The 19,889-nt window shown below is 62.4% G+C and carries 18 protein-coding genes and 1 riboswitch; of the genes, 11 read left to right on the top strand and 7 right to left on the bottom strand.

All coding sequences use genetic code 11. From position 1 onward, the window contains the following. Positions 1-23: 23 nt before the first annotated feature. Genes CXY70_RS12480 through CXY70_RS12470 form a run of 3 tightly spaced genes read left to right on the top strand, consistent with a single transcriptional unit; the run spans position 24 to position 5,363 of the window. Complete coding sequence (locus tag CXY70_RS12480) at positions 24-788, top strand: SDR family oxidoreductase (RefSeq protein WP_104192693.1); 765 nt, start codon at positions 24-26, stop codon at positions 786-788. A 14-nt stretch (positions 789-802) separates the two neighbouring features. After that, positions 803-2,983, top strand: coding sequence for a S9 family peptidase (locus tag CXY70_RS12475; protein WP_104192692.1), 2,181 nt, complete (start codon positions 803-805; stop codon positions 2,981-2,983). Further along, on the top strand, positions 2,946-5,363 hold the full coding sequence (locus CXY70_RS12470; RefSeq protein ID WP_104192691.1) for an excinuclease ABC subunit UvrA: 2,418 nt from the start codon (positions 2,946-2,948) through the stop codon (positions 5,361-5,363). Before CXY70_RS12475 ends, CXY70_RS12470 begins: the two co-directional genes overlap by 38 nt. On the opposite strand, the gene CXY70_RS12465 is transcribed toward CXY70_RS12470, so the two are convergent. Both CXY70_RS12465 and CXY70_RS12460 read right to left on the bottom strand, forming a co-directional pair. Next, a complete protein-coding gene (locus tag CXY70_RS12465; protein WP_104192690.1) occupies positions 5,360-6,865 on the bottom strand; it encodes a mannitol dehydrogenase family protein in 1,506 nt (501 codons plus the stop codon). The genes CXY70_RS12470 and CXY70_RS12465 overlap by 4 nt on opposite strands. Positions 6,866-6,872: 7 nt before the next feature. After that, complete coding sequence (locus CXY70_RS12460) at positions 6,873-7,346, bottom strand: hypothetical protein (protein ID WP_104192689.1); 474 nt, start codon at positions 7,344-7,346, stop codon at positions 6,873-6,875. Between the two features lie 145 nt (positions 7,347-7,491). Between CXY70_RS12460 and CXY70_RS12455 the strand changes: the two genes are divergently transcribed. The 3 genes from CXY70_RS12455 to CXY70_RS12445 all read left to right on the top strand — a co-directional run bounded on the left by CXY70_RS12455 (position 7,492) and on the right by CXY70_RS12445 (position 11,372). Then, a complete protein-coding gene (locus tag CXY70_RS12455) occupies positions 7,492-8,322 on the top strand; it encodes a DeoR/GlpR family DNA-binding transcription regulator (protein WP_104192851.1) in 831 nt (276 codons plus the stop codon). 193 nt (positions 8,323-8,515) lie between these two features. Continuing rightward, positions 8,516-9,445 (top strand): aldo/keto reductase family oxidoreductase, encoded by a 930-nt coding sequence (locus CXY70_RS12450; RefSeq protein WP_104192688.1) that lies wholly within the window; start codon positions 8,516-8,518, stop codon positions 9,443-9,445. Positions 9,446-9,473: 28 nt separating this feature from the next. Next, positions 9,474-11,372 (top strand): Na+/H+ antiporter, encoded by a 1,899-nt coding sequence (locus tag CXY70_RS12445; protein ID WP_104192687.1) that lies wholly within the window; start codon positions 9,474-9,476, stop codon positions 11,370-11,372. Here CXY70_RS12445 and CXY70_RS12440 read toward each other — a convergent pair. Further along, positions 11,369-11,743 carry a multidrug efflux SMR transporter gene (locus CXY70_RS12440; RefSeq protein WP_104192686.1) on the bottom strand — a complete coding sequence of 125 codons (375 nt, stop codon included), beginning with the start codon at positions 11,741-11,743 and terminating at the stop codon, positions 11,369-11,371. The genes CXY70_RS12445 and CXY70_RS12440 overlap by 4 nt on opposite strands. Positions 11,744-11,754: 11 nt before the next feature. After that, a riboswitch (guanidine-III (ykkC-III) riboswitch) is annotated at positions 11,755-11,820 on the bottom strand. A gap of 188 nt (positions 11,821-12,008) precedes the next feature. On the opposite strand from CXY70_RS12440, the gene CXY70_RS12435 reads away from it, so the two are divergent. The 3 genes from CXY70_RS12435 (at position 12,009) to CXY70_RS12425 (ending at position 14,424) form a co-directional block, all read left to right on the top strand. Next, entirely contained in the window at positions 12,009-12,662 is a 654-nt protein-coding gene (locus CXY70_RS12435; protein ID WP_104192685.1) for a DNA-3-methyladenine glycosylase, read from the top strand. A gap of 272 nt (positions 12,663-12,934) precedes the next feature. Beyond that, a complete protein-coding gene (locus tag CXY70_RS12430) occupies positions 12,935-13,783 on the top strand; it encodes an alpha/beta fold hydrolase (protein WP_104192684.1) in 849 nt (282 codons plus the stop codon). A 230-nt stretch (positions 13,784-14,013) separates the two neighbouring features. Then, a complete protein-coding gene (locus CXY70_RS12425) occupies positions 14,014-14,424 on the top strand; it encodes an ester cyclase (RefSeq protein ID WP_104192683.1) in 411 nt (136 codons plus the stop codon). A 146-nt stretch (positions 14,425-14,570) separates the two neighbouring features. On the opposite strand, the gene CXY70_RS12420 is transcribed toward CXY70_RS12425, so the two are convergent. From CXY70_RS12420 to dhaK, 4 genes are all read right to left on the bottom strand, one after another. Beyond that, positions 14,571-14,792, bottom strand: coding sequence for a hypothetical protein (locus CXY70_RS12420; RefSeq protein WP_104192682.1), 222 nt, complete (start codon positions 14,790-14,792; stop codon positions 14,571-14,573). A gap of 74 nt (positions 14,793-14,866) precedes the next feature. Then, positions 14,867-15,559, bottom strand: coding sequence for a dihydroxyacetone kinase phosphoryl donor subunit DhaM (dhaM, locus tag CXY70_RS12415; protein ID WP_104192681.1), 693 nt, complete (start codon positions 15,557-15,559; stop codon positions 14,867-14,869). After that, a complete protein-coding gene (gene dhaL, locus CXY70_RS12410) occupies positions 15,559-16,257 on the bottom strand; it encodes a dihydroxyacetone kinase subunit DhaL (protein ID WP_104192680.1) in 699 nt (232 codons plus the stop codon). The genes dhaM and dhaL overlap by 1 nt, the downstream gene beginning before the upstream one ends. 11 nt (positions 16,258-16,268) lie before the next feature. Further along, positions 16,269-17,270 (bottom strand): dihydroxyacetone kinase subunit DhaK, encoded by a 1,002-nt coding sequence (dhaK, locus tag CXY70_RS12405; protein ID WP_104192679.1) that lies wholly within the window; start codon positions 17,268-17,270, stop codon positions 16,269-16,271. A gap of 217 nt (positions 17,271-17,487) precedes the next feature. Between dhaK and CXY70_RS12400 the strand changes: the two genes are divergently transcribed. Together CXY70_RS12400 and glpK are read left to right on the top strand one after the other, a co-directional pair. After that, positions 17,488-18,255 carry an MIP/aquaporin family protein gene (locus CXY70_RS12400; protein WP_104192678.1) on the top strand — a complete coding sequence of 256 codons (768 nt, stop codon included), beginning with the start codon at positions 17,488-17,490 and terminating at the stop codon, positions 18,253-18,255. Positions 18,256-18,349: 94 nt separating this feature from the next. Then, positions 18,350-19,864, top strand: a complete 1,515-nt coding sequence (glpK, locus tag CXY70_RS12395) for a glycerol kinase GlpK (RefSeq protein WP_104192677.1) — start codon at positions 18,350-18,352, stop codon at positions 19,862-19,864. Positions 19,865-19,889 lie beyond the last annotated feature (25 nt).

Genomic DNA, 19,889 nt, shown 5'->3' with positions numbered 1-19,889 from the left:
TGACCGAATTTAGAGGAGCATGCGTGACCAATCCACTTGCAGCAGGATCACTCGAGGGCAAGCGCGTACTCGTCACCGGCTCGTCCCGCGGTATCGGCGCCGATACCATCGGCTATTTTGCCCAGGCTGGAGCGCGGGTCGTCATCAACTACCGCAATAAGGAGGCGCGAGCGAACAAACTCGCCGATGCCATTCGCGCCGCCGGTGGGCAAGCCATCACGGTCGGAGCTGACCTGACCGACCCGGCATCGGTAGCCGCGATGTTCGCGACCATCAGGGCCGAATACGGGGGCCTCGACATCCTCGTGATGAACGCATCGGGCGGTATGGAAAGTGGGATGGCCGCTGACTACGCCATCAAGCTCAATCGCGACGCCCAAGTCAACTTGTTGAACGGTGCCATCCCGTTGCTCGGTGACGAATCCCGGGTTGTCTTTGTCACCAGCCACCAGGCGCACTTTATTGAGACGACAAGCACCATGCCGGAATATGAGCCGGTCGCCCGCAGCAAGCGCGCGGGCGAAGACGCCCTGCGCGCCGTCATTCCCGAACTCGAAGAGTCCGGTATCGGATTCGTCGTCGTTTCCGGCGACATGATCGAGGGCACCATCACGGCGACGCTACTCGAACGGTCCAACCCGGGCGCCCTGAACGCCCGCAAAGAGGCAGCGGGGCGTCTCTACAACGTCAGCGAGTTTGCCGCGGAGATTGTCTCGGCTGCGGTGGATCCGGTTCCAGTGGGAAATACCCGTTTGGTCGGCGACACGACCGGGTTCTCCAACGCCTAGAAAGTGAGTAAGCAATGAAGGCTGCCGATCTTCCGCTGCTCCGGACGGTGTCGCGCCCGACGATCCATCCTGATGGTTCGCGGGCGGTTTTCTCGCGGGTGAACGCCGACTTCGCAGCGGATGACTACGTCGGCCAATTGTGGACCGTCGCGCTGGTGGGGGAGCCCGCTCCCCGCCGAATCACCCGCGGCTTTCGTGATACGGAGCCCCGGTTTTCCCCGGACGGCAGCCTGATCGCGTTTCTCAGGGCCGATGCCGGTGGCACCGCGCAGTTGCACGTCGTCGACGCGGCCGGCGGCGAGCCCCTGGCAATGACCGACGCGGCTCTCGGCGTGACTGACTTCCGTTGGCATCCAAACGGTGGCCGGATCGCTTTCCTGGCCCGGGTTCCCGAACGCGGAAGGTACGGCACGGTCGTCGGCTTGTCGGCGGACGCAGAACCAGCCCGTCGCATCGACACCCTGCGATACCGCTCGAACGGGGTCGGCTACACCAACGATCGGCGCGTGCACGTGTTCCTGGCTGTGGTGCCCAACGTCTGGGGCGCACCAATGCCCGCTCTCGCACCTGTTCTGGCCGATGCAACTCGCGCTGAGTCCGGAGTCCAACCGGGTACCGGGTGGAACCCCGTTTTCCCGGTGCAGGCCAGCCTGCCGTCCGGACTTCCGGTCGCACGCCAGGTGACCGAGGGGAATTTCGATCATTCCGGCCTGGCCTTTGCGTCTGCGGGGTCCAGACTCCTCACTATCTCGGCGCGTCATGCCGACCGTGACAACGACCTACGCAGTGAAGTCATTGAACTCAACCTCAGCCTCGACGAAGACGCTTCCAAGACGCATGAATTACCCGCTCCAGCTCGTACCGTCGTGCGTTCGACGAAGAACCTGAGCATCTCGGCTCTCGCCTGTGCCGATGACGGTGCGCTCTGGCTGCTCGCCACCGACGTCGGTGCGACCGGTCGAGATTTCGTCGGACGGGTGAGCGCTCTGTACCGCAGTGTTTACCCGGGTGACGCTTCGACACCGATACGCGTGACGCACCCGCACCAGACCGGGCAGGATTTACTTGATCTGGAGGCCACCGGGGGAATCAGCGTGCTGGCGGATGGTTCCGTGCTCGTGCTGCGTGGCAGTCGCGGCCGCGTCGATTTGCTCCGCGTCTCCCACGACGGGCGCGTGGAGCCACTCGACTGCGGTGCAAGCGTCGCGAGCTCAGCGGATGCCAGCGGGGAATCTGTGGTCGTCGCCGTGCAGTCCGGCGGTACGTCCGGTGACCTCGTTCTCGTTCACACGAACCTCCCCGGCACGCAGACGCCGTGCCTCGAACCTAAACGCCTTACCGACTTCTCCGGGCACCTTCGCGCTACCGGTCTGGTGCCGGGTATCGAACTCACGATCACCGGGCGAGACGGCTACCCGGTGCACGGTTGGGTGCATACCCCGCCAGGACCAGGCCCGCACCCGGTGCTCCTGACCATCCACGGAGGCCCATACTCCCAGTACACCGGCGCGCTCCTCGATGAGACCCAGGTCTACGTCGACGCAGGCTACGCGGTGGTTCTCTGCAACCCGCGCGGATCGTCCGGTTATGGCGAAGCCCATGGGCGCGCCATCCGCCAGCGGATGGGCACGCTCGATCTGGCTGACGTGTTGGACTTTCTCGACGGTGCCCTCGCAGCCGAGCCCGTTCTCGATGCAGAGCGTGTCGGCATCATGGGTGGGTCTTACGGGGGCTATTTGACCGCTTGGACGATCGCGCACGATCACCGCTTTGCCGCCGCCATCGTGGAACGCGGTTTTCTGGATCCCGACGCATTTGTTGGTACGAGCGACATCGGCGATTTCTTCGGTGACGAGTATGCAGGAACGGATGCCAACCTGGTGCGAAGCCAAAGCCCACAGTTCCTGGTCAGCCAGGTGCAAACCCCGACCCTCGTCCTCCATTCCGCGCAGGATCTGCGTTGCCCGTTGTCGCAGGGTGAGCGCTACTATGCCGCGCTTAAACGCAGCGGGATTCAGGCCGAACTGGTTATCTTTCCGGGGGAGAACCACGAACTCAGCCGTACCGGTCGTCCACGGCACCGTTTGCAACGGTTCGAGATTATTCTCGACTGGTGGGCCCGATTTCTGCCCAGTGCCGCCAATCACAGGAGATCCGATGAGCACGACAATGAAAACGGACACCCCGTCACCTGAACCGGAGATCGCGGACAGCCACGACCTGATCCGGGTGCACGGTGCCCGCGAAAACAATCTCAAGAACGTAAGCGTGCAGATTCCGAAGCGGCGTCTGACCGTATTCACCGGCGTGTCCGGCTCTGGCAAGAGCTCGCTGGTGTTCGGCACGATTGCCGCCGAGTCCCAGCGCATGATCAATGAAACCTACAGCACGTTTGTGCAGGGGTTCATGCCCACCCTCGCCCGGCCGGACGTCGACCTACTCGACGGGCTGACGACGGCCATCATCGTTGACCAGGAACGGATGGGTGCCAACGCGCGTTCGACCGTCGGGACCGCCACCGATGCCAACTCGCTCCTGCGCATCCTGTTCAGCCGGCTCGGCCAGCCGCACATCGGTTCTCCCCAGGCGTTCTCCTTCAACGTCGCCTCCATCAGCGGCGCGGGGGCTGTCTCGATCGAACGCGGCGGTCAGACGGTCAAGGAGCGGCGCAGCTTTAGCATCACCGGCGGAATGTGCGCACGTTGTGAAGGGAGGGGCTCGGTCACCGACATCGACCTGACCGCGCTGTACGACGACACTAAGTCTCTTAACGGCGGCGCGCTCGCCATTCCCGGCTACAGCATGGACGGCTGGTTCGGCCGCATCTTTCATAGTTGCGGATTCTTCGACCCCGATACACCGATCAAAGACTTCACCGAACGAGAGTTGGACGACCTACTTCGCAAGGAGCCGACCAAGATCAAGGTCGAGGGCATCAACCTCACCTATGAGGGGCTGATTCCCAAGATCCAGAAGTCGATGCTCTCCAAAGACGTCGACTCGCTGCAACCGCACATCCGAACTTTTGTGGAACGGGCGGTGACTTTCACCGTCTGCCCAGAGTGTGACGGCACCCGACTCAGCGCAGGGGCGCGTTCGTCGAAGATCAACGAGATCAGTATCGCCGATGCCTGCGCGATGCAGATCAGCGACCTCGCCGAGTGGGCAGGGGGTCTGGCCGACCCCTCCGTCGCACCGCTCCTGGAATCGTTGCAGCACCTGCTCACATCCTTTGTCGAGATCGGGCTGGGCTATCTCTCGCTCGACCGCTCCTCCGGTACACTCTCCGGCGGTGAGTCGCAGCGCACCAAGATGATCCGCCACCTCGGCTCGTCGCTCACCGACGTCACCTACGTCTTCGACGAGCCGACGATCGGCCTGCACCCGCACGACATCCAACGAATGAACACCCTGCTGCTCCAGCTGCGTGACAAGGGCAACACCGTGCTCGTCGTCGAGCACAAGCCGGAGATGATCGCGATCGCCGACCACGTCGTCGACCTCGGCCCGGGTGCAGGAACGGACGGCGGTGACATCGTGTTCGAGGGCACTCTGGCCGGTCTTCGATCGAGCGGTACACTGACCGGCCAGCACCTGGACGACCGGGCCGCTGTGAAAGCGAGCGTGCGCAGACCTGCCGGGATCTTGCAGGTTCGCGGCGCCAACGCCAACAACCTGCACAACGTCGATGTGGACATTCCACTCGGTGTGCTCACCGTGCTGACCGGCGTGGCCGGGTCGGGAAAGAGCTCACTGATCCAGAGCTCGGTAACGGGCCGCGACGGGGTGGTCTCCATCGACCAGGGCGCGATCAAGGGCTCCAGGCGGAGCAACCCGGCGACATACACGGGGATGCTCGAACCAATCCGCAAAGCCTTCGCCAAAGCCAACGGCGTCAAACCGGCACTGTTCAGCTCCAATTCAGAGGGAGCCTGCCCTAACTGCAACGGCGCCGGCGTTATCTATACCGACCTGGGTGTGATGGCCGGCGTCGCAATACCCTGTGAGGTGTGCGAGGGAAAGCGATTCGAGGAATCCGTGTTGGAATACCACCTCGCGGGGCGCGATATTAGTGAGGTGCTGGCGATGTCGGTAACTGAAGCCAGGGAATTCTTTGGTACGGGCCAGGCACGTACTCCGGCAGCGCACGCGATACTGGGCCGGCTCGCCGAGGTCGGGCTCGGCTATCTCAGCCTCGGCCAACAGTTGCCGACGCTGTCCGGCGGCGAACGCCAGCGGCTGAAGCTTGCCACGCACATGGCCGAAAAGGGTGAGGTGTATGTGCTGGACGAGCCCACCGCCGGCCTGCACCTGGCCGACGTCGAGAATCTGCTCGGCCTGCTTGATCGGCTCGTCGATTCAGGGAAGTCGGTCATCGTCATCGAGCACCATCAAGCCGTTATGGCGCACGCCGACTGGATCATCGACCTCGGTCCGGGCGCAGGTCACGACGGCGGCCAAATTGTTTTTGAGGGCACGCCCGCCGATCTCGTGGCCGCGCGGTCGTCCCTCACCGGCGAGTACCTTGCGGCCTATGTTGGTGCCGTGCCTTCGACCCCGGCCAGCGCGGGCTAGGCGAGGAGCGCGACCAGCGTTTGACGAGCACCGACCGTGTGCAGCAGGTCAAGCGCCTGGTCGTAGGCCCCGACAAACGTCGTGTCGTCGATGAGATCGCCGAACAGGTCGCGATCGCGCAAAAACGAATGTCGGTCAGCGGCGAATCCGGCAGCGTTATTCATGACCCGTTCCTTCAGACGGTCGGCGACCTCGATCGGGTGGCCCTGCTCATCCGTTCCCTCCGCATAGCGGGCCCAGCTGGCCACGATCGCCGCTGACAGCTGCACCGAACGACCAGCCACGAGCTGGTCGACGATCACCGGCACGAGCCACTTGGGAATGCGGTCAGAGGACTCGTTGCACAGCCGCGCAACGGTGTCGCGTACGCTCGGGTTCGAGAACCGCTCGATGAGCTCGTCTTTGTAAGCTTCGAGGTCGATGCCGGGTACCGGTTTGAGGGTGGGGGAGCCCTCGCGATCCATGTAGGCGCGCAGGAAGAGCGCAATCAGCGGGTCGGCCGCGGCGTCGTGCACGAGCCGGTAGCCCATCAAATGTGCAAAGTAGCACAGGCCCTGGTGGCTCGCATTCAGCAACCGCAGCTTCATGAGCTCGTAGGGCTCGACGTCGGCGACGAGCTGGGTACGCACGTGCTCGTACGGTGGTCGACCATCAGTGAAGGAATCCTGTAATACCCACTGGAAGAAGGGCTCGCACACCACAGGCCAGGCATCCAGGACGCCGAAGGTCGCGGCGACCAGCGCGCGGTCGGCATCCGTTGTGCCGGGGGTGATGCGGTCGACCATGCTGTTCGGAAAGCTCACGTTGACGTCGATCCAGGTGGCAAGTTCGGCGTCGCGGGCGGTCGCGAATGCCACGAAGGTGCGGTGGGCAACCTCACCGTTGTTTTGCAGATTGTCGCAGGACATGACCGTGAACGGGGTCACTCCGCGGTCGCGTCGGCGTCGCAGAGCCTCAACGGCAATGCCGAAGACTGTGGCCGGCGCGGCGCCAGGCGCCAGGTCGGCCTGGACCTGCGGGTTGCTAAGATCAAAAGCCCCGGTCACCGGGTTGATGTTATAGCCGCCTTCGGTCACGGTGAGCGAGACGATCTTCACCTCGGGGCTGGCCATCCGCTCGATGACAGCATCGACGTCGTCGGGGGCGAACATAAAATCGATGATCGATCCGATGACGCGTCCCTCCAGATGCCCATCGGCGTGCTTTTCGACCAGAGTGTAGAGGCCATCCTGGGCAGCTAAGACGTCCCGCATGCGCGCGTCACCGGCCAGCACGCCGACTCCGCAAATGGCCCAATCGCGGGCCAGACCCTGGCTGAGCAGGTCATCGATCATGAGTGCCTGGTGCGCCCGGTGAAACCCGCCGACACCGAAGTGCATGATGCCCGCGGTCAGTCCGGTGCGGTCGTAGGACGGAACGCGCACGGTGGCGGCGAGGGCGGGCAGGGCATCCGTCGAAAGGGCGGTGCCGTTGGAAAATGGGGGAGTGGTGAGCGTGGTCATAGGGGCCTCAATTCAGTCGAGCGTCATGAAATGGAATGCGAGCGGGCACACCGTGAAAGCCGGGCTGCGTTCCCCGCAAAACGGATGCCATCACGGCAGCGACCAGATACAGCACGGCAAAGAGCACCACGAGTCCGAGTGCGCCGAGGGTGCCGTAGAGCAGGGCCACGAGGAGCGGACCGGCGAACACGGCCGAGAGTGCGGCGGAGAGGAACGCGGCGATGGCGACGGCCACGCCGTAGACCGTGACGAGGGTGCCGACGAGGGGGATACTGAAGCTGTGATCGCCGGTGAGAAATGGCGCGAGAATGTTGGTCTCGACGCCATCATCGACCATAAACAGGGCCAGTCCGATGTACCCCCAGAGCAGTGGGCGGGGGAGTCCAAGTCGGTCACGCACCCCGTGCCTGACGAGGCCGTCGGTCGCGCCTGCTGGGGTGCGTGTTGGGGCGTCTGGGTGGGTGAGAGCCTGAGCTGCCATTCTTCGCGTCCTTACGATGGTCCAGAGATCGAGCGCACCAAAACTAACACATGTTCTGACTTATTTAACATTAAGTCTGGTATGAAAAAAGGCAGATGCTCACATCGATTTAACAACACGCCTCGGGGCATCTAGTATGGCGGTCATGAAGCTTGCCCACGTCACCGACGACGATTCCCTCACGCGCGACGGCCTGACCGGTCCGGTGCGGCGCAGCGAACTGGTACGTCACATCGAGGCACACGGCCCCGTGCGACTCGAAAAGCTTGTCGAGACCTTTTGCGTCAGCGCCATGACCATTCACCGCGACCTTGATCTGCTAGCCCGTGATGGACTTATCGAACGCGTGCGGGGAGGGGCGCGTGCGAAGCCGCACCCGTTTGCCGAACAGGATGTCCGCCTGCGCCGGGCTACCAGGGTCGGCCTCAAGAAGGCTCTCGCCGCAGAAGCAGCCCTGCTGATTCGGACTGGCGACGTTGTGGCTTTCGACGACTCGACTACGGTCGCAGCCATGCTTGGCCAGCTTGCCGCGCGGGCGCCGAGCGCGGTGGTCACCCACGCGCTGGGGCTGATGCGTGAACTGACGCTGATGCATCCGCAGATCGCGCTCGTGGGCCTCGGCGGCCAATACGTGCACGAGACAGACTCATTTCTCGGTGCCGTCGTGGTCGAGCAGCTCAGCCGGGTCTCGGCCGACGTGGTTTTCGTGTCCACCACTACAGTGAAAAATGACGCTCTCTTTCACCCGGATGCCGCGGCGGCCGAAACGAAGCGAGCCTTGCTCACTCGAGCCGATCGCAAGGTGTTGCTGCTTGACGACAGCAAGTTCGAGGCCAAGGGCCTGTACCACGTGGCTGACCTGGCCGACTTCGACGACGTGGTCGTCAACGCCGAACTCGCGCCGGAGCTCCGTGAGCACCTTGAAGCACTCGGACTCCGCGTTCATTACGTACCGACTCCGGCTGTCGAATTCTAGACATGCCAAGCCCATCGAGCTCGCCTGCACAGCGTCCACCAGGTGACCGATAATGCACATTATGTCAATAACTCGATAGAAGTGTGCCGCGATCTCACCGCGCTGGTGTCGGGCAACCGCAACTCCACGTCCCGATCTTGTACAAACAGTTGATGGGGTGTTCTTCTGACTCGTCTGCACCCACACTGAAGCTATGAAGACAATGACATTACCCAATACCCACTTGGAAGTCTCGAACATCGTACTCGGGCTGATGCGGATCGTTCCTCTCAGCGACGAAGAGATCCGATCCTTGGTTGGAGCGTCTCGAGACGCCGGTATCAACTTTTTTGATCACGCCGACGTGTATGGCGGCGAGCCCCACGAATGCGAGCGGCGTTTCGGTGACGCGGTGACGTTTTCGGCAGAAGATCGGGCACGTGTGGCCATCCAGTCAAAAGTCGGCATTCGATCCGGCTTCTGGGACTTTTCCAAGGAGCACATCCTTAAATCCGTCGACGAGTCACTCACGGCGTTGAAAACGGGCTACCTCGACCTGCTGTTGCTGCACCGCCCGGACGCCCTCGTGGAACCCGACGAGGTCGCCGCGGCCTTCAACGTTTTGCACGATACGGGTAAAGTGCGCAATTTCGGCGTCTCCAATCACACCCCGGGGCAAGTCGAGCTGCTGAAACGCTCGGTTGCCCAGCCGCTCATCGTGAACCAGGTGCAGCTCAGCATCACGCACGCGCCGCTGATCGCCGCCGGCATTTCGGCCAACATGGCGGGTCTTGACCAGTCCATCGATCGGGACAACGGCATTCTCGATTACTGCCGACTCAACAACATCACGCTGCAGGCATGGTCGCCGTTTCAGAAGGGTTTCTTCGACGGTATCTTTCTAAATGATCGAGAAAACTACGCCGCGTTGAACGATGTCATCGACGACCTCGCTCGAACCTATGATGCTCCCCCGGCCGCCATCGCCGTGGCCTGGATCACTCGTCATCCTGCTCACATGCAGGTGGTGCTCGGAACGACCAGCGTGCGGCATCTTCTTGATTCGGCCGCGGGATCTGATATCCCCCTGACGCGGGGAGAATGGTATCGACTCTTCACCGCCGCTGGACATATCTTGCCGTAGTTGGGCCCCGAAACTTTTGGCGGAGTAAATGGATGTCTCACTCGGTCTTCTCACTCTCGTTGTCGTTGTCTGCGCGGCCAGCGCCCTCGCTCGACGCTTGAACCTATCTGTTCCGCTACTGCTGGTCGTTGTCGGTGTCGTCGGCTCGTACCTGCCGTTTATTCCAGCGGTACAGCTGGATCCGGAACTGGTGTTGGTGGGAATTCTTCCTCCACTGCTCTACGCAGCCGCCATCCGTACCTCCCTGGTCGAGTTCCGCACAAACCTCCGGTCTATCGGCCTGCTGTCGGTTGGTTATGTCATTTTCGGTACCGTCGCCATCGGTCTGATCGTCTGGTGGCTGATTCCGGAAATACCCCTGGCTGCGGCGTTCGCCCTTGGCGCGGTGGTCGCTCCCCCGGATGCAGTGGCGGCAACCACGATCGCACGCCGAGTCGGGCTCCCGCGCCGGGTCGTGAGTCTTCTGGAGGGTGAGTCGCTGGTCAACGATGCGACCGCGCTGGTGCTTCTTCGCACGGCGATCGTTGCCATTGGCGGCAGTGTGACCGTCTGGCAAGTGGCGTCAGATCTCGCTTTTGCCGCCGCTGGTGGTGTCGTCGTCGGCTTGATTGCTGCTTGGCTCCTGTTGCAGATTCGAAAACGTGTGCGCAACGTGGCCATCAACACGTCCATGTCCCTGGCTGCGCCGTTCGTGGCCTATATCCCCGCCGAGGTGATCCACGCATCCGGTGTGTTGGCTGTCGTTGTGGCCGGCCTCGTGATCGGCACCCAGACGCCCGCGATGCCGGGCGGCGCGTCGCGATTGAGCCAGCGCAGCAACTGGGCCACAGTGCAGTTCCTGCTCGAGAATTCTGTTTTTCTGCTGATCGGGTTGCAGGTGCGGTCGATTATTGAAGCGACCTCCGGCGACTCGCTGGGTGCCGGGAGAATCTGGGGTGCCTGTGCTGTCATACTCGTCGCAGTTCTCCTGTTGCGCCCGATTTGGGTGTTCCCCGCGATTTATCTCCCCCGCTTGATACCCAAAATTCGAAAGACCGACCCCGCACCCCCCTGGCAGTTACCCACCATCGTGTCGTGGGCCGGCATGCGTGGTGTGGTCACCCTGGCTGCAGTGTTCGCGCTGCCAGAAGACGTCGCGCACCGTCCCGTCCTCGTTCTGGCGGCCCTGGTCGTGGTGGCGGGAACCCTGGTTGTGCAGGGCCTGAGCCTGCCGTGGCTGGTGCGCATCCTGGGGGTGCATGGTCCAGACAACAAAGCGGATGCACTCAGCCAGGCCGCACTGATGGATCAGGCCACCGCTGCGGGCATAGAAAACCTGCACCAGCACACCCGGCCCGACGATCCGCCGGAGGTGCTCGACATGCTCGAACGCCGCACACAGGAACGCAACCGGGCGGCCTGGGAGCGCCTCGGACGTTCAGAGCTGGCCGACCGTACTCCCAGTAAGCGCTACGTACAGTTGCGGCTGGCCATGCTCGACGCGGAGCGCGCCCGGGTTCTAAAACTGCGCCATTCGGGCGCCTATGCCCACGAGGTGATCAGCGACGTGCTTGAGATGCTCGATGTGGAGGAATCCATGCTGGATACCTCGCCCGACGACCTGGGCATCGATTTCAGCCCCGAAAGCCGTTCCGCGACCCGGCCCGACACTGCTGGGGTGCCCCTGGGCGCCGGCGGCTGCGAGCACCTACGGGCCGTGGGTGAGCATCCAGTGCCGCCGGACCCGGAGTGCAGCGACTGTGTGCGCGAAGGCACCACCCCGGTTCACCTTCGGATGTGCCTGGTCTGCGGCAAGGTAGGTTGCTGCGACTCATCCGTTGGTCAGCACGCAACCCGGCATTTTCACGAGTCCGGCCACCCCATCATGTGCAGCGCCGAGCCGCGCGAATTGTGGCGTTGGTGTTACGTTGACGAGCTCCTCGGCTAGCGCGCGCTCGTCGACACGTCGGGAGATGTGCCGCCAAGGGCTGCCGCCTCGATTGGCGTGTCCACGAGCTTGAGGCCGACGACGCAGCCGATAAGCCCGACGAGCAAAGCGATTTTCACCCAGGACACGCTGGTATCCCCGCTGATCATGGCCCAGGCCACGGTTAGAGCTGCGCCGATGCCCACCCACACGGCGTAGGCCGTTCCGATCGAGATTTCGCGCATCGCCCAGGCGAGACCTGCCATGCTGAGCGCAAGCGCTACACCGAAAATAACAGTCGGCCATAATTTGGTGAAACCCTCGGACTTGCCGAGGGCCGTCGCCCAGACGGCTTCCAGCACTCCGGACGCGATAAGTACGATCCACGACATATCTGATACTCCTCGGCCAGTCTTGTCGCGTTCCGGGTACTGATCCGTCGTCCGGGGGTCGCAGTGCACGGCCTCCCCCGACACTAAGCAGGTCCGCTGGACGATCCCTGTGCAGACGGGCCAGGCAACGGATTCCGGCGCATCCGCTGGTCGTTGGGCGGTCGACACCAGCCACGAGTATGTCGCTGCTGTCGCACGCCTACTTCTGGGATTCTCGCAGGGACTGGCGCGAGCGCTGATCACACGGAGTGGATACGCTAAACAGATGGGCGTTTTGGACGGGTTTCACCGAGCGGACCGAAAGTTCTTCTCCCGCGAGGTATTCGATGTTGCGCCGGAACTTCTCGGCAGCATCCTTCAACGTACCGATGACGATGGCACTGTGACCATTCGTATAACCGAGATAGAGGCGTATGCGGGTGAACGAGACCCCGGCGCGCACAGCTATCGGGGCATGACGAATCGGAATAGGACAATGTTCGGCCCCGCCGGACACCTGTACTGCTATTTCACCTACGGAATGCATCATGCGGTCAACCTCGTCACCGGAGATCCAGGCCAGCCATACGGTTGTCTCATCAGGGCGGGAGACGTGATCGAAGGTTCCGATATCGCCCGCAGTCGGCGAGAACGCACGCCTCGAAAAATTCCTCTCCTTGATAGCAGTTTGGCGCGAGGCCCTGGCTGCCTGGCCCAAAGCCTCGGAGCAACCCTGGACAACGACGGTGACGATCTTTTCGGCGGACAGTGGAAGTTCTTTATTCCGGATGCCGGTGTGGTTTTACCGCACCGAACCGGACCCAGAGTTGGCGTCAGCGGGCCCGGCGGCAATGCGACGGACTTCCCGTGGCGATACTGGTTAGCGGATGCGTCATCCGTCTCGACCTACAAACCTGGCCGCTCATCACCGAGACCCTAAGACAAATTGCGGGGCCAGCGATCCGCGAACGTGTGCCGTAGACCTTGAACCACCTGCTGAAGCTCTCGCACAGGTCACAGCGCGCGGGAGAGCCGCTCCGGACATCTCGCCACCGAGCCCCTAAACGACTGCGTGGCGCAGAATACCGCGGTTCGACCGGCCGGACGGGACCGCCCGCGCCATCATTTCAGCGTTTTCCCAGCGGACCTCGATTGTCTAGATCCCACAAACTCAGTTACCTCCAACGAACATCCCGAGTACGAGGAGAGAACATGCCTTTCATTACCGTCCCTGGTCAGAGCGGGCCCGACGTCGAACTGCACTACGAAGATGTTGGTGCCGGTAAGCCTGTTGTGCTGATTCACGGCTGGCCCCTCAGCAGCAGGTCCTGGGAAGGTCAGGTACCCGCGCTGGTCGACGCCGGTCACAGGGTCATCACGTACGATCGTCGCGGGTTCGGCCAGTCATCTCAGCCGTGGAACGGCTACGACTATGACACGCTTGCCGCCGATTTGAAGGCCGTTCTCGACACCCTCGACCTGCAGGATGTCACTCTCATCGGTTTTTCGATGGGAGGCGGCGAGCTTGCTCGCTACGCGGGAACCTACGGCACCGACCGCATCGCGAAGTTCGTCTTCGCCAGCGCAGTGCCGCCGTACCTCTGGAAATCGGATGACAACCCTGATGGAGGTGTCGATGCCGAATTGGCCAAGTGGTTCCACGACGGCTTGACCGGAGACCGACCGGCATTCCTGCACGAATTTCTTCAGATGTTCTTCACCGCCGGTAAGTCGTCGTTGGTCAATAAGCCGAAGGTTAGTTCCGCGCAGATTGCATACAACCTTGATATGGCCGAAATGGCGTCGCCCAAGGGCACGCTTGATTGCACGGCCGCATTCGCCACAACGGACTTCCGCGACGATCTGTCGAAAATCACCGTACCGACCCTGGTGATACACGGTGACTCCGACATGATCGTGCCCTTCGAGGTCAGCGGCAAGCGCACTCACGCAGCCATTGCCGGCAGTGAGCTCGTCGTAATCGAAGGCGCCCCTCACGGTCTTACCGTTTCCCATCGGGAGGAGTGGAACCGGCACGTACTCGCCTTCCTCGCGAAGTAGCGAACCCGAAAGGGTTCGCGCCGCCGGGACGAAGGGGAGGCGCAGACCCTCTTCGTCTCTTTACGGTTCGTAGCTGTGCAGAAGGGTGCCGAAGTTGCGGCCCCTGTCGGTCTAATTTAACAGGCCCCCTGTGCCGAAGCCGTAGCCGTAGCGTCTCGCGCCAGCGGGCGCGGACATCCCGTCGCCTTCACAAAGTGTTCCGTGTCACACCCTAAGAAAAGAGGAAACACATGAGTAAAGAAACGAATATCGCCGCACAGCAAAAGTTTGGTGAAGCCGTAAACAGCGGAAAACTTGACCTTCTAGACGACCTCGTGGCCGAAGGCGCAGTCGACAACGACCCGGCGCCTGGCCAGGGCCCGGGCCCGGCAGGCTACAAAGCTTTCTTTGGCGAGATGATTGCCGCTTTCCCCGACCTGCACATCGAAGTCGAACGCCTCGTCGCAAACGACACCGATGTCGCGTTCGCCTATACCCTCACCGGCACCCACCAAGGCCCACTCATGGGCCACGCCGCCAGCGGTAAAACGATGTCGGTACGCGGCATGCAAATAAGCCGTTTCGAGAGCGGGAAACTTGTCGAGCGGTGGGGCAGTAGCGACCAAACGGGCATGCTCGAACAACTCGGCCTCGCAGGTTAGCCTGCAACAACTGGCATTCTCAATCAGAATGGCCGGGCGCATCCTTAAACGTGATGCACAACGCGAGACGGCCTTGATCGCGCCCGGCCGATCAGGCTGTCGGTTCGGGCGCTAGTCCTCCCCCGGTGGCTGGTTGCCCTGCCGCGTCAGGTGTGGGCTCGATGTATGACCATGCCAAATTCGTTGACCGGTTCGAAAGCATCGCGGTCCCACGCGCCCGGATGGGAAACCGGGCAGTTAACCACGGTATTCCGGGTTGAGTGGTCAATGGTGTGTTCGCGCATGGCCTGACCGCAGATCGGGCACGCCGAGGAATCGGTCGTGGCCCGCTCTTCGGGACCTCCTGAGGTGTTCTTGTCCTGAATCATGCCATTACGATACGCCAAATTGGACAATAAGGCACGAAACTGCTAAGAGCTTCCCGCACGTTCGCGCCGGCGGCTCACTTCTCACCGAAGCCTGATTCCAGCAGGTGCGCGAGGGCGTTGATCGCCGGTCCAGCCGCGGGGTCTGGCGACGCGAGGTGCACGCTGCTCCCCCGACTGAGGCCGAGCGACATTATGCTCAGCAGGCTGCTGGCGTCCGTGCCGTTCAGGGTAATCGGGACCGAAAATGTGCTCACCAAGTTCACGAATTCTGCGGCTGGCCGTGCATGAAGACCGTCTTTGTTCACGAGGATTACCGTGCGCGACACCCCGGCCGACGATGGCTTGGTGGCCAGCGTGGCCCTACTCATCACGTGCAGCGCTGACTGCGCCGCCGCGACAACTTCGTCAAGGCCTCCCCCGATTTCTGCGGCCACCGCCGCAGCCACTCCGCCTTCGACGAGGGGTGCGTCGACAATCCGCACCTGGTCTTGCTCGGTCTCCTCGAGAAAATCGAGCGCAGTTTCCGCGGTTAGGATGGCCGAACCAAGATCGCAGAGAATCACCACGCCAACACCGCCGTTTGCCGCGCTGATTCCGGCGCTGACCTTCTCAAAGCTCGTACCGATTCCCCCGGAATCTGTACCACCCGCGGCGACAAGACGCACCGTCGGTGCCATTTGGCGCACCAATTCGACTAAACCCGTTGCGATCTTGTCGCTGTGCGAAACGAAAATGATGCCGACTCGTTCAGCGGATGTCGCCGCCATCAATGCTGCGCGACCAGGTCGGCCGCGGCGCGCAGCAGCAGTGATGTCGACTGGGAGCCCGGGTCTCGGTGACCGATCGCTCGCTCTCCGAGATAGCTCGCCCGTCCCTTGCGTGCAACCAGCGGTTCGGTAGCCTGCGCGCCTTGTGCTGCGGCATCCGCTGCGGCCAGCAAGACGGCGCCAATGGGCGAGCCAGCCGTCTGCGCTGCCGACGCCGCATTCACCGCCGGGGTCCAGGCGTCAATCATGGTCTTGTCACCCTCCACTGCTTTGCCCCGCAGCACGATGCCGTCCCGCGCCGCCGTGAGTAGGGCGACCAGTGCGGCCGAATCCAACGATTGCGTCGCGCCGACAGCACCGGCAGCTTTAAGAAAGGCTGTACCGTACAACGGACCGGCAGCACCGCCGACCGTCGAGATCAGGGTTGTGGCAACAATTTTTAACACGGAGCCTGGCGTTGTCTCGTCGTCGAGTCCCTCAAGTTTGGGCAGGATCGCTTGGAAACCGCGATCCATGTTCTCCCCGTGGTCGCCGTCGCCGATGTCGCGGTCAAGGGTGTTGAGGGCGGCCCGGTTGGCGGCGAGTACCTCGGCGCTTCGTCGAATCCAGCGAATGGTCCAGCCGGTGTCCAGCCGGGGCACTGCGTTGGAGAGGGCGGCGCCAGAGCCAGCTGCGCCGGGTTCATCGTTCGGGGCCATCGAATCTCCTTCTATCGTCCCCACCGTAGCGCGGACGTCTGGACCGGGGCGTCCCAGAGCGCGGTGAGCTCGTCATCGAGTTTCAAAACGGAGATCGATGCTCCCGCCATCTCGAGGCTCGTCGTGTAATTGCCGACTAGGCTCCGGGTGACTGTGATACCTCGCTCCGCTAGAACTTCGGCAGCCCGGCGGAAAACGATGTACAGCTCAATCTGCGGTGTGCCGCCCATACCGTTGACGAAGAGGAGGGCCTCGTCGCCATTGGCAAACGGCAGGTCGTCCAGAATCGGGCCGAGTAGCCGGTCAACTATCGCGTCGGCGGGTTCGAGCTTGATTCGCTCTCGCCCTGGCTCGCCGTGAATGCCAATGCCGATTTCGATTTCGTCGTCGGCCAGGGTGAAACTAGGTTCCCCCGCGTGCGGCACAACGCACGGGGTGAGCGCAACACCCATGGTGCGCACGCGTGAATTCACCTTCTCGGCCACGGCGACAACGGCGTCCAGATCATCGCCGCGCTCAGCGGCAGCTCCGGTGATCTTCTCGACTAGGACCGTTCCAGCCACGCCGCGGCGTCCGGCTGTATAGAGCGAGTCCTTCACGGCGACATCGTCGTTGATGATGACCGCGCGAACCTCGATGCCTTCAGCGGCAGCAAGATCGGCGGCGGTCTCAAAATTCAGCACATCGCCGGTGTAGTTCTTCACGATGTGGATCACTCCCGCGCCGCCATCGACGGCCTGTGTCGCCGCGAGGATGGGGTCCGGTGTCGGCGAGGTGAAAACGGGGCCGGGAACGGCGGCATCCAGCATTCCAAAACCGACAAAACCGCCGTGCAGGGGTTCGTGTCCGCTGCCGCCACCACTGACGATTCCGACCTTGCCGCGCAGCGGCGCATCCGCTCGCAGGATAAAGACCGGATCGTGGGAGACCCGCACAATGTCGGCGTGCGCCATCTCGAACCCGGCTACGGCTTCGTTGACGACGTTCTTCGGATCATTGATGAGCTTCTTCATGAATAGCCATTCACTCGGTGATGCCGCGGATTCGTTCGGGTGCCTCTCACAGGCGAATTTTCTCAAGCTCAACATACGCGCTTTGACCACGGTCAGTAAATACCAGGGCGAACTCGCATGGCCTATTCCCCTTGGTGACGCCCCGCGCTATGTTATTGCCGTCCGCTCACCGCAGAGGGGAAGCTGCAGCGTCCCTTGTCTGACCAGAAAGGTTCTCGTGGAAAATATCGGAGCTGTATTCGTCTCGGAGATCGTGGGCACTGCGATGCTGGTTCTCCTTGGAACCGGCGTGGTTGCCAACGTCGCTTTGGCCAAGAATAAGGGCCTCGGGGGTGGGTTCCTCATGGTGACCATCGGCTGGGGCTTCGCGGTGTTCGCCGGTGTCGTGGTCGCCTACCGTTCGGGAGCGCACCTCAATCCTGCCGTCACCCTGGGCCTCGTCGCCAACGGTGCCGAGGAATTCGGGATGGGTGTTCCCGTCAACGCAGTCTCGGTCCTCGCCTATATCGCCGCACAGATGATCGGTGGCATCCTCGGCGCCGTCGCGTGCTGGCTCGCCTACAAGCAACACTTCGACGCCGAACCAGACCCGGCCAACAAACTGGGTGTCTTCTCCACCGGGCCGGCCATCCGCTCGTACGGTTGGAACCTCGTCACGGAGATCATCGGCACCTTCGTGCTGGTCTTTGTCGTCATCGCTTTCGGTGGTGACCGCCAGGGCGAATCCGGTGGACTGGCCTCTCTCGGAGCCCTCCCCGTGGCTCTGCTCGTGATCGTCATCGGTACCTCGCTCGGTGGCCCGACCGGGTACGCCATCAACCCGGCTCGGGACCTCGGGCCGCGCATCGCCCACTTCATCCTGCCGATCAAGGGCAAGGGCGGCTCCGACTGGGCGTATTCCTGGGTGCCCGTCGTGGGGCCGATCATCGGGGGGCTTCTCGCTGGTTGGGCCGCGTTGATTCTGCTGCCACTGCTCGCCGCCTGACTCGAACAAACGGGCCGGTTCCCTGAGCGAATCGGCCCATTGTCCTGCGGCCACATCTGTACTTTTCGCACACTCACAAGGAGGACACTCACCAATGACTGATTACATTCTCGCCATTGACCAGGGAACGACCAGTTCCCGGGCCATTATTTTCGATAGGGCCGGATCAATCGTGTCGACCGGTCAGCTCGAACACGAGCAGATTTTTCCCCAGGCTGGCTGGGTCGAGCACGACCCGAAAGAAATCTGGGACAACACCCGTCAAGTGATCGGGCAGGCACTGTCCAAGGCCAACCTCACCCGACACGATATCAGGGCCATCGGAATCACTAATCAGCGCGAAACGGCCGTGGTGTGGGACAAGACCACCGGTGTTCCCGTCTACAACGCCATCGTTTGGCAGGACACCCGCACCCAACCGATCGTCGACCGCCTGGCCGCTGATGGCGGTGTCGAACGGTTCAAGAAGAAGGTCGGCTTGCCCCTGGCCACCTACTTCTCCGGCACGAAAATCGTTTGGATCCTCGAAAATGTGGAGGGAGCCCGGGCTAAAGCCGATGCTGGTGACCTACTCTTTGGCACAACGGACTCTTGGGTGTTGTGGAATCTCACTGGCGGCGTTGACGGCGGCGTGCATGCCACCGACGTGACCAACGCGAGCCGTACCCTGTTCATGGACTTGGAAACGTTGCAATGGGACGACGAGATCCTCGCCGTCTTCGACGTGCCCAAGTCGATGCTGCCCTCAATCCGTTCCTCCTCTGAGGTCTACGGCACCGCGCACACCTCGAGCCTGCTGCGTGAGGTTCCTGTTGCCGGCATCCTCGGTGACCAGCAGGCAGCGACCTTCGGTCAGGCTGCATTCGACCAGGGTGAAGCCAAGAACACCTATGGCACCGGCAACTTCCTGATTTTCAACACCGGTACCGAGATTGTGCACTCCAAAAATGGGCTGTTGACCACTCTGGGGTACAAGCTCGGTGACGGCGCTCCGCACTATGCCCTGGAAGGGTCTATCGCGGTGACCGGAGCACTGGTGCAGTGGATGCGCGACAACCTCGGCATGATCAGCTCGGCCTCCGAGATTGAGAGCCTGGCAAAAACGGTCGACGATAACGGAGGAGCCTACTTCGTACCGGCGTTTTCGGGACTGTTCGCCCCGTACTGGCGTTCCGACGCCCGCGGCGCCCTGGTCGGACTCACCCGGTTTGTGAACAAGGGTCACATTGCCCGCGCGGCTCTTGAAGCGACGGCGTTTCAGACTCGGGAGGTGATCGACGCGGTCAACGCCGATTCGGGTGTTCCCCTGACCGAGATCAAGGTGGATGGCGGCATGATCGCAAATAACCTGCTCATGCAATTTCAGGCCGATATCCTCGGCGTGCCCGTGGTGCGGCCGGTCGTTGCGGAAACGACAGCCTTGGGCGCAGCCTATGCTGCCGGCCTTGCAGTGGGCTTCTGGAGCGGTCTTGACGAACTACGCACTAACTGGCAGGAAGACAGCCGATGGACGCCGCAGATGGACGAGGCCGAACGCAGCCGCCAGCTGCGCAACTGGAAAAAAGCGGTCACGAAGACATTTGGGTGGGTTGACGAGGACGTTCTCTAGCGAGCGTCATGTGATTGGCGGCCTC

This window comes from Cryobacterium sp. Y82 (genome assembly GCF_002929495.1).
Lineage (GTDB): Bacteria > Actinomycetota > Actinomycetes > Actinomycetales > Microbacteriaceae > Cryobacterium > Cryobacterium serini.
The sequence above is the reverse complement of the archived record's forward strand: the minus strand, read 5'-3'. Positions and strand labels throughout refer to the sequence as shown.

Bases quoted from the DNA above. Each gene is read 5' to 3' on its own strand.
- CXY70_RS12475 (WP_104192692.1), top strand. From the start codon at position 803: ATGAAGGCTGCCGATCTTCCGCTGCTCCGGACGGTGTCGCGCCCGACG.
- CXY70_RS12470 (WP_104192691.1), top strand. From the start codon at position 2,946: ATGAGCACGACAATGAAAACGGACACCCCGTCACCTGAACCGGAGATC.
- CXY70_RS12465 (WP_104192690.1), bottom strand. From the start codon at position 6,865: ATGACCACGCTCACCACTCCCCCATTTTCCAACGGCACCGCCCTTTCG.
- CXY70_RS12460 (WP_104192689.1), bottom strand. From the start codon at position 7,346: ATGGCAGCTCAGGCTCTCACCCACCCAGACGCCCCAACACGCACCCCA.
- CXY70_RS12455 (WP_104192851.1), top strand. From the start codon at position 7,492: ATGAAGCTTGCCCACGTCACCGACGACGATTCCCTCACGCGCGACGGC.
- CXY70_RS12450 (WP_104192688.1), top strand. From the start codon at position 8,516: ATGAAGACAATGACATTACCCAATACCCACTTGGAAGTCTCGAACATC.
- CXY70_RS12445 (WP_104192687.1), top strand. From the start codon at position 9,474: ATGGATGTCTCACTCGGTCTTCTCACTCTCGTTGTCGTTGTCTGCGCG.
- CXY70_RS12440 (WP_104192686.1), bottom strand. From the start codon at position 11,743: ATGTCGTGGATCGTACTTATCGCGTCCGGAGTGCTGGAAGCCGTCTGG.
- CXY70_RS12435 (WP_104192685.1), top strand. From the start codon at position 12,009: ATGGGCGTTTTGGACGGGTTTCACCGAGCGGACCGAAAGTTCTTCTCC.
- CXY70_RS12430 (WP_104192684.1), top strand. From the start codon at position 12,935: ATGCCTTTCATTACCGTCCCTGGTCAGAGCGGGCCCGACGTCGAACTG.
- CXY70_RS12425 (WP_104192683.1), top strand. From the start codon at position 14,014: ATGAGTAAAGAAACGAATATCGCCGCACAGCAAAAGTTTGGTGAAGCC.
- CXY70_RS12420 (WP_104192682.1), bottom strand. From the start codon at position 14,792: ATGATTCAGGACAAGAACACCTCAGGAGGTCCCGAAGAGCGGGCCACG.
- dhaM (WP_104192681.1), bottom strand. From the start codon at position 15,559: ATGGCGGCGACATCCGCTGAACGAGTCGGCATCATTTTCGTTTCGCAC.
- dhaL (WP_104192680.1), bottom strand. From the start codon at position 16,257: ATGGCCCCGAACGATGAACCCGGCGCAGCTGGCTCTGGCGCCGCCCTC.
- dhaK (WP_104192679.1), bottom strand. From the start codon at position 17,270: ATGAAGAAGCTCATCAATGATCCGAAGAACGTCGTCAACGAAGCCGTA.
- glpK (WP_104192677.1), top strand. From the start codon at position 18,350: ATGACTGATTACATTCTCGCCATTGACCAGGGAACGACCAGTTCCCGG.